The 16,671-nt window shown below is 34.2% G+C and carries 16 protein-coding genes; all 16 read right to left on the bottom strand.

What is annotated here, in order from left to right; genetic code table 11:
• Nucleotides 1–16: 16 nt before the first annotated feature.
• Entirely contained in the window at nt 17–1,606 is a 1,590-nt protein-coding gene (locus BED47_RS12630; RefSeq protein WP_069033961.1) for a putative polysaccharide biosynthesis protein, read from the bottom strand.
• 216 nt (nt 1,607–1,822) lie between these two features.
• On the bottom strand, nt 1,823–2,359 hold the full coding sequence (spoVT, locus tag BED47_RS12625; protein WP_069033960.1) for a stage V sporulation protein T: 537 nt from the start codon (nt 2,357–2,359) through the stop codon (nt 1,823–1,825).
• A 232-nt stretch (nt 2,360–2,591) separates the two neighbouring features.
• On the bottom strand, nt 2,592–6,122 hold the full coding sequence (gene mfd / locus BED47_RS12620) for a transcription-repair coupling factor (protein ID WP_069033959.1): 3,531 nt from the start codon (nt 6,120–6,122) through the stop codon (nt 2,592–2,594).
• A 175-nt stretch (nt 6,123–6,297) separates the two neighbouring features.
• Nucleotides 6,298–6,531, bottom strand: coding sequence for an anti-sigma-F factor Fin (locus BED47_RS24525; RefSeq protein WP_056474476.1), 234 nt, complete (start codon nt 6,529–6,531; stop codon nt 6,298–6,300).
• A gap of 89 nt (nt 6,532–6,620) precedes the next feature.
• On the bottom strand, nt 6,621–7,184 hold the full coding sequence (gene pth, locus BED47_RS12610) for an aminoacyl-tRNA hydrolase (protein ID WP_069033958.1): 564 nt from the start codon (nt 7,182–7,184) through the stop codon (nt 6,621–6,623).
• 103 nt (nt 7,185–7,287) lie between these two features.
• The gene (locus tag BED47_RS12605; RefSeq protein ID WP_069033957.1) at nt 7,288–8,241 is read right to left on the bottom strand and encodes a ribose-phosphate diphosphokinase; all 954 of its coding nucleotides are present in this window, start codon (nt 8,239–8,241) and stop codon (nt 7,288–7,290) included.
• Nucleotides 8,242–8,285: 44 nt separating this feature from the next.
• Entirely contained in the window at nt 8,286–9,644 is a 1,359-nt protein-coding gene (gene glmU / locus BED47_RS12600; RefSeq protein WP_069033956.1) for a bifunctional UDP-N-acetylglucosamine diphosphorylase/glucosamine-1-phosphate N-acetyltransferase GlmU, read from the bottom strand.
• Nucleotides 9,645–9,785: 141 nt separating this feature from the next.
• On the bottom strand, nt 9,786–10,076 hold the full coding sequence (gene spoVG / locus BED47_RS12595) for a septation regulator SpoVG (RefSeq protein ID WP_056474486.1): 291 nt from the start codon (nt 10,074–10,076) through the stop codon (nt 9,786–9,788).
• An 842-nt stretch (nt 10,077–10,918) separates the two neighbouring features.
• On the bottom strand, nt 10,919–11,290 hold the full coding sequence (locus tag BED47_RS12590) for a RidA family protein (protein WP_069033955.1): 372 nt from the start codon (nt 11,288–11,290) through the stop codon (nt 10,919–10,921).
• A gap of 51 nt (nt 11,291–11,341) precedes the next feature.
• Nucleotides 11,342–12,184, bottom strand: coding sequence for a pur operon repressor (gene purR / locus BED47_RS12585; RefSeq protein WP_056474490.1), 843 nt, complete (start codon nt 12,182–12,184; stop codon nt 11,342–11,344).
• Nucleotides 12,185–12,237: 53 nt separating this feature from the next.
• On the bottom strand, nt 12,238–13,107 hold the full coding sequence (gene ispE / locus BED47_RS12580) for a 4-(cytidine 5'-diphospho)-2-C-methyl-D-erythritol kinase (protein WP_069033954.1): 870 nt from the start codon (nt 13,105–13,107) through the stop codon (nt 12,238–12,240).
• 183 nt (nt 13,108–13,290) lie between these two features.
• Nucleotides 13,291–13,449 carry a small, acid-soluble spore protein, alpha/beta type gene (locus tag BED47_RS12575; protein ID WP_069033981.1) on the bottom strand — a complete coding sequence of 53 codons (159 nt, stop codon included), beginning with the start codon at nt 13,447–13,449 and terminating at the stop codon, nt 13,291–13,293.
• Between the two features lie 119 nt (nt 13,450–13,568).
• Nucleotides 13,569–13,838, bottom strand: a complete 270-nt coding sequence (gene veg / locus BED47_RS12570) for a biofilm formation stimulator Veg (protein WP_069033953.1) — start codon at nt 13,836–13,838, stop codon at nt 13,569–13,571.
• Between the two features lie 204 nt (nt 13,839–14,042).
• Nucleotides 14,043–14,921 (bottom strand): sporulation peptidase YabG, encoded by an 879-nt coding sequence (yabG, locus tag BED47_RS12565; RefSeq protein ID WP_069033952.1) that lies wholly within the window; start codon nt 14,919–14,921, stop codon nt 14,043–14,045.
• 189 nt (nt 14,922–15,110) lie between these two features.
• Nucleotides 15,111–15,992, bottom strand: coding sequence for a 16S rRNA (adenine(1518)-N(6)/adenine(1519)-N(6))-dimethyltransferase RsmA (rsmA, locus tag BED47_RS12560; RefSeq protein ID WP_069033951.1), 882 nt, complete (start codon nt 15,990–15,992; stop codon nt 15,111–15,113).
• A complete protein-coding gene (gene rnmV, locus BED47_RS12555; RefSeq protein ID WP_069033950.1) occupies nt 15,992–16,546 on the bottom strand; it encodes a ribonuclease M5 in 555 nt (184 codons plus the stop codon). The genes rsmA and rnmV overlap by 1 nt, the downstream gene beginning before the upstream one ends.
• Between the last annotated feature and the right edge of the window lie 125 nt (nt 16,547–16,671).

The following is a 16,671-nucleotide window of genomic DNA, read 5'->3' as shown; positions in this document are numbered from 1 at the left end:
TGATCCTCCTGTTCTTTTAAGAAAGCCATTTCTTTAATTTTTCACTTTTAACGATTGAGCTTAGTTCTTCTACTGTAAATAACTTAATTTTTATTAAGACAACCGCGAATGCGATTGCACCTACAACCGCTGAAGTTAGTGCCTCAACTAACATTCTTAAACGAAGTGGGTTAATAAACATTGCATATCTTTCAAAAACATATTCATAACCATATACACAACCATACATAATGGCTACAGATACAATTAATTTCACAATAAACTTAAAATCAAAAAATGTTACTTTTGACAATTTATATATATAAGCTAAATTTAAAATCGTAACAATAATTAAAGCAGATACCGTTGAATAAGCTGCTCCCTTAGATCCGATTTGCTCCATTAAAATAACATTTCCAATAAATTTAACACATCCTCCAGCAATTACATTTAAAGCTGGAATTAAACTTTTACCTAATCCTTGTGCGATTGAAGATGTCGTAATCGATACTCCAGCAAAGAAGATCGATATACATAAAACAGTTAGGACATCCGTTCCTAGATCATTTCGATATAGCATTATATTAGTCGGATGGATAATTGAAATTAAACCAATTGTGGCTGCTGCTCCGACTACAATACTAACTCTAATGGCACCTGAAATTCGATTATTAATAGAATGATGTTCTTTACGAACTAATTCACTCGATAAATACGGAATTAGGGCTAGAGAAAACGATGAAGCAATGACAGAGCCTAATTGAATTAGTGGAAATCCACGATCATAAATACCCTTTACTAGTTTAGCACCTTCAACATGATATCCATATTGTACTAATAACGGATAAAAAGAGAGTGAATCGATAAACTGAATGAATACGAGTACTAAACTACTTAAGCTTAGTAGGATACCTTGATACAAAATTGTTTTTAATTCTAAGCGATAGGTTTTAAGTAAACCAAATGATGGTATCGTCAAACCAGATCCTCGAAAAGAAACCCAATAAAAGAAGTACAGTATCGCTGCTATACTACCAAGTATTGAACCTGAAACAGCCCCTGCACCTACAATATAAAGATTGTCGGTCGTTTGCATTAAATAAAGTGACAGCACTAATATCGTAATAACTCGAATTAATTGCTCAATCACCTGACTGACTGAAGTTGGCCCCATGTCCCCTAAACCTTGATAATATCCTCGAAATGCTGAAGTGATTGGGACAAATAAAAATCCAACACTAACAACACGAATTAACATCGCTAGATGATCATCTCGCATAAACTTCGCTATACTATTACTTCCTATGTATAAAGTAAAGAAACAAAGTATACCTATGACGAACAACATCATAAATGTTGCATAAACCAAATCTTTAGCCCCTTTATCATCTTTTTTCGCCAATCTTTCAGCCACATAAGATGATAAAACCAAAGGAAAGCCATATGTAGAAAATGCTAAAGCAATTGCGTAGACAGGATATACCTGTTGGTAAATATAGTAACCTAAATCGCCGGCAATATTTTGATAAGGAATTTTATAAAACGCACTTAGTACTTTCGATAATAATGATGCTATTGTTATGAACAAAGCCCCTTGTAGGGCTGCTTTTTGCTTAGCTTTTTGCAAAAGGATAACAACTCCTTTGTTAGACGGTTCACCCTTTAATGTATTACATTAATAGGTCTTATGTAAAGAGTTGCCAAAAGAAAAAACTCCCTTTTCCAATTTTAGCAAGTAATGGTTATCTTTAAATGTGGATCCGGTAGTTTATATCAAGGGAAAAAACAAAGGCCAGTTAAGGTAATATTCCTTTACTGGCCTTTGTTTTACTTCATAATATGATCATTGCTCCATTTGTCTAGCTAAGAAGTTAGTAGCAGTATCGATTGCTTTCTTTTCAACTTCAGAAATTGTTTTATCTTTCGAAAAGATAACAACAGCTCCAATTGGATCCCCGCTTGCGATGATTGCTCCTACTGCATAGGATTGATATTTTTCAATTACACTTTCGATAAATGAAGCTTCCCCAGGCTCGCTAACTACTTTTGAGTTACGCTCTGCCATAGTTTTTTCGATAATATCACCAATGTTTTTGTTTAAGTATTCTTTTTTGGAAGCCCCCGCAACTGCTACAACTGAATCTCGGTCACTTATAATAACAGTATGTCCAAGTGTGTCGTATAGTGCATCAGCATATTCCTTCGCAAAATCACTTAATTCACTAATTGGCGAATATTTCTTTAAAATGACTTCTCCATCTCGGTCCACAAATATTTCTAATGGATCACCTTCACGAATCCGTAAAGTTCTCCTAATTTCTTTTGGTATTACTACTCGACCTAAATCGTCAATTCGACGAACAATACCTGTTGCTTTCATACTTGTAAAGCGCCTCCTCACTTACTTGCATGTCTACGTTGATGAAAGATATCCGAGTGACAATGAGGTAAGGTCACCCTTAATTAATGATAGTATCCTACACAACGAAAGTTCTATACAAAATAAGTGAGATTTTTTAACACCTTTACTAAAAATATAGTACTGTAAGCACTTTTTGGTAACTTTTAATTACTTTATCGCCTAATTAAAGCAACCATTCGTATTACAATCCTTAAGCATTTACACTCTCTTTTTTCACGTTTTTTAATCCAGTAATTAAACCTTCTAGCGTAGTAAGCCAGTCAGCTGGATTTTTTCCTTTTACGTCTAGCGTTACTTTTAATTTCGATCCATCCATACCTAAACCAATGCCTCTACCGAATGAATTACATAGTTGGAATAATTTACCACCATCAATATTAGCACTTGCCTTCTCAGAGAAATAAACACTTACTTCTGATTTAACTTGTTTAATCAGTTCAATCTTCTCTGCAATAGCTAAAAGTTTAATATGAGCAACCTGACATAGGTAACCTACTTCTAACGGGAAATCGCCAAAACGATCCATTAATTCATCTTGTAAATCATTTAACTCTTCAAACGTTTCAACACGTCTAAATTGCTTGTACATCTCAATTTTTTGCTTACTATCTTGAATATACGTGTCAGGTAAATAAGCATCGACTTCAATGTCAATTTCAATTGTAATTATATCCTCTTTCTTAACCCCTCTACGCTGTTCGATTGCATCTTTTAACATTTGAGAATATAAATCGAAACCGACCGAATCTATAAATCCATGTTGTTGTGCTCCAAGTAAATTTCCTGCACCTCGTATCGACAAGTCACGCATTGCTATTTTGAAACCTGAACCTAGTTCTGTAAATTCTTTAATTGCTTGCAGGCGCTTCTCGGCTACCTCAGTCAGTACTTTATCCTGTTTATATGTGAAGTAAGCATATGCCACTCTATTCGAACGTCCTACACGCCCTCTTAATTGATAAAGCGTTGATAGACCCATTCGATCTGCATCATATACAATCAATGTATTAACATTTGGAATATCCACACCTGTTTCAATAATCGTCGTACTTACTAATACGTCATATTGGCCATCTAAAAAGGCATACATAACTGATTCTAGTTCCCCTTCATTCATTCGACCATGTGCTACAGCTACTTTTGCATCTGGTACAAGCATCGAAATCTGTTCAGCCATACGTTCAATATCTTCTACTCGATTATATAAGAAATAGATTTGTCCATCTCGAGCAAGCTCTCTTTCAATCGCTTCTCTCACTAATGCAGCGTTATATTCAACTACATATGTTTGAACTGGAAAACGATTTTCTGGTGGCGTTTCAATAACTGATAAATCTCTTACTCCTAGCATTGACATATGCAATGTACGAGGGATTGGCGTTGCAGTTAAGGTTAATACATCTATATTTGCTTTTAGTTGTTTTATTTTTTCTTTATGCGATACACCAAATCTTTGCTCTTCATCAATAATTAAAAGTCCTAAATCTTTATATAGAATATCCTTCGATAATAGGCGGTGGGTTCCAACTACTATATCGACAGAGCCCTCTTTTAAGCCTTTCATCGTTTCAAGTTGCTGTTTGCGAGAGCGGAAACGATTTAACAAACCGATATTAATTGGGTGATCTTGAAACCTTTCTCTTAATGTTTCGAAATGCTGCTGTGCCAAAATTGTAGTAGGCACTAAAATAGCAACTTGCTTTCCTTCCACAATTGCTTTAAAAGCCGCTCGAATAGCTACTTCAGTTTTTCCGTATCCTACGTCACCACAAAGCAGTCGATCCATTGGACGTTCTCTTTCCATATCCTTTTTAATTTCATGAATTGATCTAAGTTGATCGTCAGTTTCCTGATAAGGAAATGAAGATTCGAATTCTTGCTGTTCCAGGCCATCAGGTGAAAAAGCATAGCCTTTTGATGCTTCGCGTTCTGCATAAAGCTTAATTAAATCATCTGCTATATCCTGAACTGAGCCTTCAACCTTCTTCTTAACCTTTTTCCAATCAGTACCACCAAGTTTATAAATCTTTGGTTCCTTACCTTCAGATCCAACATACTTTTGCACTTGATCAATTTGTTCAATCGGTACGAATAATTTGTCGTCGCCATGATATCGAATATGTATATAATCTTTATGAATACCATTAATCTCTAATGTTTCAATTCCCAAAAACTTACCAATACCATGATTTACATGAACAACATAATCTCCAACTTTTAATTCTGAGTAATTTTTTATTCGTTCTGCATTTGATAATTTTGTATTAATTCTTTTTTTCTTCTTAGCTTTTTTCGTGAATAACTCACGCTCTGTTATTAGAACAAATTTTTCTAAAGGAAGTTCGAATCCAGAACGAAGATCACCTTTCATGATATATACTTCGCCATTTTTTATTTGTTCTAAAGAAGAGACAATTTTACCTTCAATTCTGTAATCTTCTAATATATTTTCAATTTTATTTGTTCTTTCGTCACTTTCGCCGAGCATAACGATTGTATAGTTATTTTTCTTCCAGCGATCTAATTCATTTTTCAACAGATTCATTTGTCCATGAAACTCTTGCATCGATTTACATTGAATCGAAACTACTTGTTCAGGATGCGTATGAGGTACTCTTCTAGGGAACAGACTCGTATGAATTTGTTGGCGCTTTCTCGAATGCAGTAATTCAAAAAAGTCATGTGAAAAACTTACTCCATGCAATGCATTTCCTTCAGCTAGTAAAGACGTATACCACTCTGCTTCATCTTTTTTAAGCTGCTCTACGATTTCATGAACCCTCGAAATCTCATCAATAACGACAACAGTTTCCTTAGGAACATAATCTAGTAAACTAAATTGGTTTTCATAGATTAGACCAAAGTATTTATATATTTGATCAATCAATTGCCCTTGCTTTAGTTGCTCAAGGTCATAGGTTACCTTTTCAACCAATAACTCTTTTACTTGTTGATCACTTATTTTTGATAGAGTTGTTTTAAAAGCTTGTTCAATTCGTTGAACGCCTAATTGCAAATCAGCCTTGGAAATAATCCTTTCCGTCGCTGGGCCAATATGGACACTCTCATATTTTGTTATAGATCTTTGAGAATCAGGAGAAAACGAACGGATTGAGTCGATATCTGTATCAAAGAGTTCAATTCGAATAGGATCTTCATACGTAAGTGGATAAATATCAAGAATTCCTCCGCGTACGCTAAACTCTCCTTTACTTTCGACCATCCCAACACGTTCATAGCCCATTTGGACAAACTTTGAAATCAAATTAGTTAAGTCGATTTCTTCACCAATTTCAAAATTAATTTGATAGTTAGACCATAATTCTGGAGATGGCAAAAAGCCAATTAACCCTGAAACAGGTGTAACTACTACAGACGGCTTTTTTGACATCAAACTATTTAATGCGATAAGTCTTTGGGATCTAAGCTCTGGACTTGATACTGCAATCTCTGAAGCAATCAATTCATTTGCAGGATATAAAAATACTTTATCTTCCCCAACTACCGATTTTAGGTCTTCCGATACTTTTTGAGCTTGGAGAAGATTATTTGTAACGATTAGCTGCGTTTGTCCAGTTTCTTTAAAAACAGCTCCAGCAAGCAATGTCTTCGCAGACCCCGTTAAGTTTGTAACCAATTGTTCTCTTAGACCATTTTTTAGGCCATTTATTACTTTCTTAATATCTTTATACTGGTTAAATTGTTCAATTAAACCAATCACGAAGTCAATCTCCCCTAACAGTCAATCTAAGTAACAATAATCTTAGTTGAAGTTTATATTTATAGTTTTTTTAATTTGCTCCATTTTAAGTTTCATTTGTATAGATACACACACTTCATCTTAACAGAGTCTAGAAAAAAACAGAAAAACGCCTCAGTTATAAACCAAAGGCAATTTAATTTATGAAATTCTTATATTCATGGTAATGTGGAAACTCAGATAGAGTCATTTCGCAATCCTCACACACAATATAAATTACTTGATTAGGAGATTGAATAAAATTTACAAAATCGCTTAGTTCTTCATCGAAAGAATGACAATACGAAGACGAAACTTGTAACAACTGTTGTTTTTCAATACTACCCATTTGTTTACTACAATACCGACACTGACAATCTAATAATTCCATTACTTCCTCCATACTACATAAAATTCATATATACAGTATGGATTGTACTAACTATACTTATTCAATGTGAAAGCTTAAATTCCTGTTTTTTATTTTTTATTATATTGATTCATTACATCCACGAAAGAATGCTTTAAAAAATATTCACATGCATCTGCAGCTCTTTTTACACCATCAACTACTTCTGCAATTTCTTCTTCAAAAAAGTTTGATAATACATGATTTACGACACTCATCCCATTTGATGGACGATCTACACCAATTCGAACTCGTTGGAATTCTTGTGTTCCTAAATGCTGAATTAATGACTTTATACCATTATGCCCCCCAGCACTTCCTTTTGTACGCAGACGTAGCTTTCCCGTTGGAATATCCATTTCATCATATAGAACGACAAGATCTTCTAGATCAATATTAAAATAATCCATAAATGGTCTTACACATTCACCTGACAAGTTCATATATGTTAAAGGCTTTAACAAGAAAACTTTTTCTCCGTTCACAATTCCTGAAGTATAAATACCATTAAATTTTTGTTGGGTTAAAGAAAAGCCCCATCGGTGAGCTAATTCATCGATCGCAATGAACCCAATATTATGTCGCGTTCTTTCATACTCTCTACCTGGGTTGCCTAATCCTACAAACAGCTTCATTTATTATCCTCCATTCTAATTCACTTGGTTATATTACGAAAAGACGTAACCACTTCTGGTTACGTCCTCTTATAAGTTTCAAAGCAAAGATGTAATTTTTATATTAATCAAATAAAGTACTTACTGATTGCTCTTCATATACACGGATAATCGCTTCACCTAATAGGCCAGCAACTGATAATTCAACAAGTTTATCAGTCTTTTTATCTTCAGTAAGACAAATTGAATTTGTTACAACTAATTCTTTAATACAAGAGTTTTCGATACGATCAATTGCCGGTCCAGACAATACAGGGTGTGTACAACATGCATATACTTCTTTTGCACCATGCTCTACTAATGCATTAGCAGCAAGTGTAATTGTACCCGCTGTATCAATAATATCATCAATTAAGATAGCCGTTTTACCATCAATATTACCGATGATGTTCATAACTTCAGCAACATTTGGTTTTGGACGACGTTTATCAATGATAGCAATAGGAGCTTTTAGACGATCTGCCATTTTACGAGCTCTTGTTACTCCACCGTGGTCAGGAGAAACAATTACGATATCTTCAAGCTGTTTTTTTCTAAAGTAATCTGAAAGGATAGGTACACCTAATAAGTGATCAATCGGAATATCAAAGAATCCTTGAATTTGTGGAGCATGTAAATCAAGTGTAATCACTCGAGTTGATCCCGCAGTTTCAAGTAGATTTGCAACTAACTTTGATGTAATCGGCTCACGTGAACGAGCTTTACGATCTTGACGAGCGTAACCGTAGTAAGGAATTACAATGTTAATTGTTTTTGCTGATGCACGTTTTAAAGCATCAATCATAATTAATAATTCCATAATACTTTCGTTTACAGGGAAACTTGTTGATTGAATGATAAATACATCACAACCACGGATACTTTCCTCAATGTTAATTTGCACTTCTCCATCGCTAAAACGAGAAACCGAACATTTACCAAGCTCTACACCAATGTGTTTTGCAATTTCTTCAGCTAATTTAGGATTCGAGTTTAGAGTAAATACTTTTAAATGCTTGTCTGGATAATGATTAGGCATGTTTCGTGTACCCTCCGCTTTTTTTCTTTTCTTTTTATCTATAATTAATTTTTATAGTAACCTTCTTTGTTCACTTGTCTTGCTCTTGCAATTGCTAGTGAATCTTCTGGAACTTCATCAGTAATCGTAGAACCAGCTGCAATGTATGAACCTTTTTTCACAGTTACAGGTGCAATTAAATTTGAATTACAACCAACAAAGACATTGTCCTCAATCGTTGTTTTAAACTTATTTTTACCATCATAGTTCACAGTGATTGAGCCACAACCAAGATTAACACCTTGACCAATTTCCGCGTCACCAATATAGCTTAAATGAGATGCTTTACTTCCGTTACCAAAAGTAACTTTCTTAGTTTCAACAAAATTTCCAATTCGAACTTCATCACCTAATGTTGATGCCGGACGAATGTGAGCAAATGGTCCAACTGTAGTTGAATGACCGATATTACTTTCATGTACAACTGATTGTTTAATAACTGTATCATTACCAATTTCACTATCGATAATTTCAGTATTTGGGCCAATTGTACTACCCGCTCCAATTATACTATTTCCATAGATCATTGTACCAGGGTAAATAATTGTATCCGAACCAATTTTTGCATCTGCAGAGATATATGTGCTAGCCGAATCGATAATCGTTACACCATTCAACATATGCTTTTTGTTTATATTTTTGCGCATGATTGATTCTGCAATAGATAATGCATAACGATCATTTACACCTAATGTTTCATCGAAATTTGCTGTTTTATATGCAGCTACTATTTCGCCTTTTGCTTTTAGTATCTCAATAACATCTGGTAAGTAGTACTCACCTTGAGCGTTATTATTGTTTACTTCATTTAATGCTTCAAATAATGCTTTATTATCAAAGCAATATGTACCTGTATTGATTTCTTGAACTGTTAGCTCTTCTGGACTTGCATCCTTATGCTCAACAATTTTTAATACAGACCCATTTTCGCCCCTAATTATTCTACCATAACCAGTTGAATCCTCAAGATGAGCTGTTAAAATTGTAGCTTTTGCTTGTAATCTTTCATGCTCATCGAATAAGGCTTGAATTGTCTCTGGCGAAATTAATGGTGTGTCACCACAGATTACTAAAGTAGTTCCTTTTTTATCCTTTAACATTGGCGCTGCTTGAATAACAGCATGTGCAGTACCTAATTGCTCAGCTTGTAGAGCATACTCACTATGATCACCTATTTGTGTTTTAACTAATTCCGCTCCGTGACCTACAACAGTTACAATATTTTGTACACCAACTGACAATACGTGGTCTACAACATGTTGAACCATAGGTTTCCCACAAACAGGGTGAAGTACTTTATATAATTTTGATTTCATTCTAGTACCTTTTCCTGCAGCTAGAACAATCGCATATTTATTTGACATAGTCATCCTCCATCAATCTAAATACCTATACCTGGTAGCTCAAAATGCTAATTTTAATATTTTTCCACAAAATACATCCATTTTATTATACCATAAAAAAAGAACCCATTATACATTAATGGGTTCTTTTTGGTCATATTTTTAAGAAGCACCTGCTTCTTCAAAGTCTTCTTCTAACTCACCTACACGGTGATATTCAGCTAATACAGAATCTTGTATTTTGCTACGAGTTGAAGAGTTAATCGGATGAGCGATATCACGGAACTCTCCATCCGGAGTACGTTTACTTGGCATTGCTACAAATAAACCGTTATTACCATCGATTACGCGAATATCATGAACAACAAATTCATGATCTAATGTAATTGATGCGATAGCTCTCATACGACCCTCCGTGTTTACGCGGCGTAGTCTTACGTCTGTCACTTCCATCTAGTTCACCACCTTTATCAACTTAAACCATAATTAGTAAGTTTCAACAATTATCAATAATTTCCTTCTTTTTGGAAAATTTTTTATTTAAATTATTTAATTTTTACAAATGTTTACTAAATTAATGTCCTTAACTTATTTATCGGATTATTTTAATTGAATTTTAATGAATATAAAAAAACTTGAAAATAATTTCAAGTTTTTTCACGCTGTTGGAAAACATCCTTGTCATAAAATTACCAAATTAAAGGCGTAGAGTGATGTTGATTTCCACTACGGGGTGCTCGCTTTCCATGGGGCGAGTCCCGAGCCTCCTCGGCTAGCCTGCGGGGTCTCGGGCTTCCCGCTTATCCCATAGGAGTCGAGCACCCCTTCGTTCCAATCAACTTAGTCATCAAAAAAAGTTTTTAATAAAAATCGAATCAAATAGTCCTTTGCTTAGCGTATACTAACAGTCGTTTATTAATCAGTTTATTGGTCAATCAATATTAAATATTTTATTAAACTATCAATTGAACTTTTTTATAGAAATTAACTATTAAATATTTTTAACTTCTCAAGAATAAACAATTACTATAGTTTGTTGATATTAAGTGACTCTCAATCCGTTATATTTGAGACCTTTAGAAGAATAGGTATTCAAAGGAGAAAACAAGAAATTTGCAAGTAAGCCAAGTTTCATTATAGAAAAGGATAAAAATAGAGAAATTATATTAAAGCCCATCATAATACCCAAAAAATTCACAAATACATAAATTTCAATTTTTTTATTTATGAAAATATTGACTAAGTAATACTTCTACACAATAAAAAAAACCTGAAAATAATTTCAGGTTTTGGTCTTATATAACTGCGATACATTCGATTTCTACTAATACGTCTTTAGGTAGTCTTGCAACTTCGACACAGCTTCTTGCGGGTTTGTGTCCATTGAAAAACTCTTCATAAATTGCATTAAAATCAACAAAAGTTGTTAAATCTTTTAAAAATACAGTTGTTTTAATTACTTTTGATAAATCTGTTCCAGCTTCTTCTAGAACAGCCTTAAGGTTCGCAAACACTTGTTTTGTTTGTTCCTCAATACCACCTTCTACAATATTTCCTTCTACAGTTAATGGAATTTGTCCAGAAGTGTATAATAATCCATTAGCGATTATTGCTTGAGAATATGGTCCAATTGCTTTTGGTGCATAATCAGTATGAATTAATTGCATTATGTATCTTCCCCTTCTTCATTATATACAATTAGCTTATCTATTTAACGATTATAAGCTTTCCGTTTTAATAAATGATTCTTCTTGAAAATTGCCTCTTTCAACTCGAATAAGCTGTTCTCTTTCATTTACCTCAGATAACTTTACAAGTGATATATAATCTTCAACTAATCTTTCTTCAATATTTACTGCCTCGACTAATACACCGATTCCTGCAACATTTGCTTGAAACTCCTTAAGCAAATTTTTCATACCAGTAACCGTTCCACCAGCTTTCATGAAATCATCAATAATTAAAACATTAGAACCTGCCTCGATGCTTCTTTTTGCTAATGACATTGTTTGTATACGTTTTGAAGAACCAGATACGTAATTAATACTTACTGTTGATCCTTCCGTAACCTTGTTATCTTGACGAACAATTACAACAGGTACATTTAAAAAGTTTGCAACAGCATACGCTAAAGGAATTCCTTTTGTAGCAATTGTCATAACGATATCTATTTTTTGATTACTGAATATAGATGCAAACATACGGCCTACACTATTAACATAGTTAGGATTGCTTAATATATCAGTCATGTATAAGTAACCACCGGGCAACACTCGGTCCGGTTTTTGAAGTAGATCACATAATTCTTCAATCACTGTATTTACTTCTTGATTACTTATACTAGGAATATACTTTACTCCACCAGCTGCTCCTGGCACAGTTAAAAGTGTCCCAATTCCTTGCTGTTCGAACGTCTGCTTTATAATACCTAAATCTTCACTTACTGATGATTTAGCAGACGCATATAAATCAGCAAAAAAAGTTAATGATACTAATTGTTGTGGATGATGCAACAAATAGTGTGTCATACCTACAAGACGAGAGCTTCTTCTAATTTTCATGCAGCACCTCAAATCACGAATATTTTATAAAAATTTTATAATAATATTCGTTTTTAATCAAGTTTTTCCCTTTCACCTAACATCCGAACGGCGTATACTTGATCGCAGAAACCTTTTAATCCGTTATAAACACGATTCATCCTAGAATCATGGCGAACTAATCCGAATACTGTAGGACCACTTCCGCTCATTAAAACCGCATCTGCACCAAAACGCTTCATTTGATCCTTAATCATTGCAACCTCAGGGTGTAATTGCAGTGTAACTGTTTCTAATACATTTCCTAATGACTGACAAATATCGTCGTAATTTTTATTCGAAATGGCATTAACCATACGATCTACATCAGGATGTTGAATATTATCTAATTTAAGCTTTTGATAAACAGTTGCTGTTGAAACTCCCTGTGTTGGTTTTGCTAAAATAACCCAACAAGGTGGTGGTGTATCGATATGTTCAATTTTTTCTCCACGACCTGTAGCTATTGCTGTTCCGCCGTAAACACAAAATGATACATCCGACCCGATTTTAGACCCAATTACCGCTAATTCATCTAACGAACAATTTAAATTCCAAAGCTTATTCAGACCTCTTAGTACTGCCGCTGCATCTGAACTACCTCCTGCTAAACCAGCAGCAACAGGAATATTTTTTGTAATAAAAATATGTGCGCCTAATTTAACTCCGAACATTTCTTTCAGTAGCATCGCAGCTTGATAAGCTAAATTGCGTTGATCATCAGGCACGTAACGATTATGTGATGTAACGACAATTTTATCTTCCTGAATAAGCTCTAATTCAATTCGATCGGCTAAATCGATCGTTGTCATAATCATTTTTACATCATGATAACCGTCGCCTCTCTTCCCTACGACGTCTAATGAAAGATTTATTTTCGCAGGAGCCTTCACCATTAATTTCACTATTCTCACCTTCTTATGAACACTTACTTTTTTGCTATTGTATCATAATTAACTCATAAGAAAAATGTACCCCAATGAAAGTGAGCTAGATCAGTAAATTTTCTTTAGGAAGATTCACAAAAACCGAAGCATTTAGCTTCGGTTTGATGTGTAGACAAAATCGCTTGTCGAAGTGAAGATTGTTTATTGTTGCTTATTAGATAATTGTAACTCAGCTAATTCGATTGCCCTTTTAACCATGTTGCCGGCATCCTTCGCTCGAATGCCTCCCCAGCCTTCTTTTTGAACGACGTCGTAGAAACCAAGATCTTTTGCAAGTTCCTCTTTAAAGCTCTGTGACATTATACCTCTTTTTCTTCTACCCAAAAAAAGCAACCCCCTTTTTCCACTTCGACATTGTTAGTATGTGTAAATCTGTTTAATTTCATGAATAATAAAAAGAAAAGGGACAGTAGAAAATTCTACTGCCCATTCGCCATCAGTCCACTTGTATGGTCATCACAGAAAAACAATTCAACTGTTTCTGTTAAAATATCTGCATAACTAAAAGATAAGCGTTCAAATGCGTTCTCTTCTTGATCTAATTGTACCACGAATATGGATGGATATGTTTCTGCTAATACACCGGAACGTTCTACAGTCTTTCTACGTCCGCTGTTTGCTTTCAATGTAAGTCGTTGTCCAACATGACTATCTAAAGTATCCTTTATTTCAGATAATTTTTTTGCCATTTCATACCACCTCACTATGACAAGTATACCATCTTATGTAAACTAAGTCAAAAAAGATAAAATTATACCAACGATACAGGTTACCTGTCAATATTTTTTTGCAACACCCGATTATTATTTGTGAAAATCAGAAAATTTATGTATGAGAATAAAAAAAAGATTTTCTACATACGAGTTCTCTCGCTAATGTAGAAAATCTTTTCCTTACTCCTCTTCCATCGATTGGAAAGGTAGCCCTGTTCTTAAAATTCCTTTTGTTTCTACTCCGCCTAGTCCCTTTTCACCTGTAATTGTATTACGAACTACTTCATAAACATTTACTCGATCCATAAATGATGTGAAGCTTATCTTTCCAACAACATAAACGGGATCTAATGCATGTATGTTTACCCTAGTTGGTGAGCTTGCAAAGTTTGCTCCTGCGCGTATAATCGCTTCAAAGTGAGATTGACATGCCCCAGCAAAAATTACAAGGTGATCTAAAGACGGAACCTTTTTTCGCGCTTCTTTTACAGCATCGACAAAATATCTTGAATGTCTGTAAGCTTCTATATCAGTAACGACCCCTTTTGCCTTTGTGTATGCATCATGACCAGTTATAACGAGTATATCGGGACGATAATGATCTAAGTAATAACCAATTTTTGTTGGTAATTCTGTTTCCTTACAATAGATTCCCTCAACGGGGACACCCATCTTATTATACATTTCAAGACATTTTTTTAAATAAATTGGATCTCCATCGATGTGAAGTACCCGACCTGGTATTTGAAAAAGATTTACATCTGTTCTATATCCATTTGTTGCTTGAAATCTTCTTTTTTCTTTTTGCTCCAAGGCTTCTCTTTTAAATAGTTTGTAGTTTTCCTCAATTTGAACAGATGATCTTTTACCTTTTTCTCGATACTCTGATTCAATGATTACTCGCAGGTCAGATAAAGGCGCATCAGCAATTAAACGAAAATCGTCACCATATAAAACAGCAATGACTTCATCCCCGATTTGTTTTACCTCCACTACTCGAAAAACTAGGTCATATTTATAAGATGCTCTTTCTACTATATCCCCTACATTAATATTCACATGCCTTCCCCTCCAAAATTGCTTAAGTACACTACGAGTTCGCTCTCTTTTTTTAGATTATGTATGGACAAAAAAAAGGGTGAAAAGAAGGTTTATTGAACTTTTGTAGGGCAACAGAACTAAAATAAAGTAGCAAAAAAAAAGATGATTACAAACTAGTTGGTAAACTAGCTTATAATCATCTCTTTGTTATTTTACTTTTACTTGTTTATATAGACTATTACTTAATGTTGCAAATTCTTGAATTGATAAAGTTTCTCCTCTTCTTGTTCCCTCAATACCTGCCTCTAGAAGACAAGCTTCAAGTATTGCTTTATCCTTTTTAAGATGAGAAAAGTTATTTAATAAATTATTATTTAATGTTTTTCGTCTTTGAGCAAAGCTCGCTCTAACTACTTCAAAAAAGAATGATTCATCAATTACCTCTGCTGCTGGTTCTTCACGTTTTACTAGCTTTATAACAGCAGAATCAACATTTGGCTGTGGCATAAAGACTGTTCTAGGTACAGTCATAACAGTTGAAGCATGTGTATAAAACTGTATTGCGATTGATAGTGAACCATAATCCTTTGTTCCCGGCTTAGCGGAGATACGGTCAGCCACTTCTTTTTGTAACATACAAACAATGCCTCTGATTGGTAAACCTTCTGTTAATAGCTTCATGATAATTGGTGTCGTTACATAATAAGGCAAGTTAGCGACTACCATTATATCTAACTCATTCGGCAAATACTCATTAATCGCTTTTTCAACATCTGCCTTTAATACGTCTTCATTAACGATTTGTATATTATCATATGGTGAAAGTGTATCTTCTAAGATTGGGATTAGTCTATTATCAATTTCAAAAGCTAATACTTTCTTAGCACGCTTAGCAATTTGCTCAGTTAATGCTCCAATTCCCGGTCCAATTTCAATTGCACAACTTTCTTCAGTTAAATCTGCATAACTTACAATGTTTTCTAGTATATTTGTATCAATTAAGAAATTTTGACCAAAGCTTTTTTTAAAGAAGAAATCGTACTTGGCTAATATTTCTTTCGTTCGACTAGGTGTCGCGATATCCTTCATTATTTTTCCTCCATTAAAACTTTTTTTACTGCTTGCCCAAATTCATCTTTTGAGATTTGAAACATTTGCAGTCTTTTCTCTAGTTGCTTACCGTTTGTATAACCTATATTAAGAATTTTACCAAGTTTATCTCGTCTTTCACTTGAAGAGGGATGTCCAATTAATCCGGCATCTATTAAATCTTCCTTTGTAATTTCAGATTCAACTTCGATAAATTCCTGCTTAACATGAATTAAAGCATTTCGAATAGATTCTCTAGTAGCATGCTCGATTCCTAATCCTTTTTTACCTGAACGAACAGCTTCTTCCTTTGGTAAAAACGCATGCTTACATCCTGGTACATGTTCTTTAATAATCGAGCGAATACGTTGTCCAGGATAATCAGGATCTGTAAATACGATAACTCCTCGAGTCTCCTGAGCATGCTTTATTAATTTTATAGTATCCTTATTTATAGCAGAACCACTTGTTTCAATTGTATCTGCATCCACAGCTCTTTTAATTGCCGCCGTATCATCTTTACCTTCAACAACAATGATTTCTTTAATTTTCATTTGTTCCTCCAACCAATACAAGTATATGTAATCATACCATAAGGATAATAAAACTTCATACTCTCTTAAAAGTAGTATAAAAAAAAGCAGAAGGACTTATCCTTCTACTTTCATTCAAACAACGA

It is taken from the genome of Gottfriedia luciferensis, assembly GCF_001712755.1.
Classification (GTDB): domain Bacteria; phylum Bacillota; class Bacilli; order Bacillales; family Bacillaceae_G; genus Gottfriedia; species Gottfriedia luciferensis_B.
This window is presented reverse-complemented; position numbering and strand designations above follow the sequence as displayed.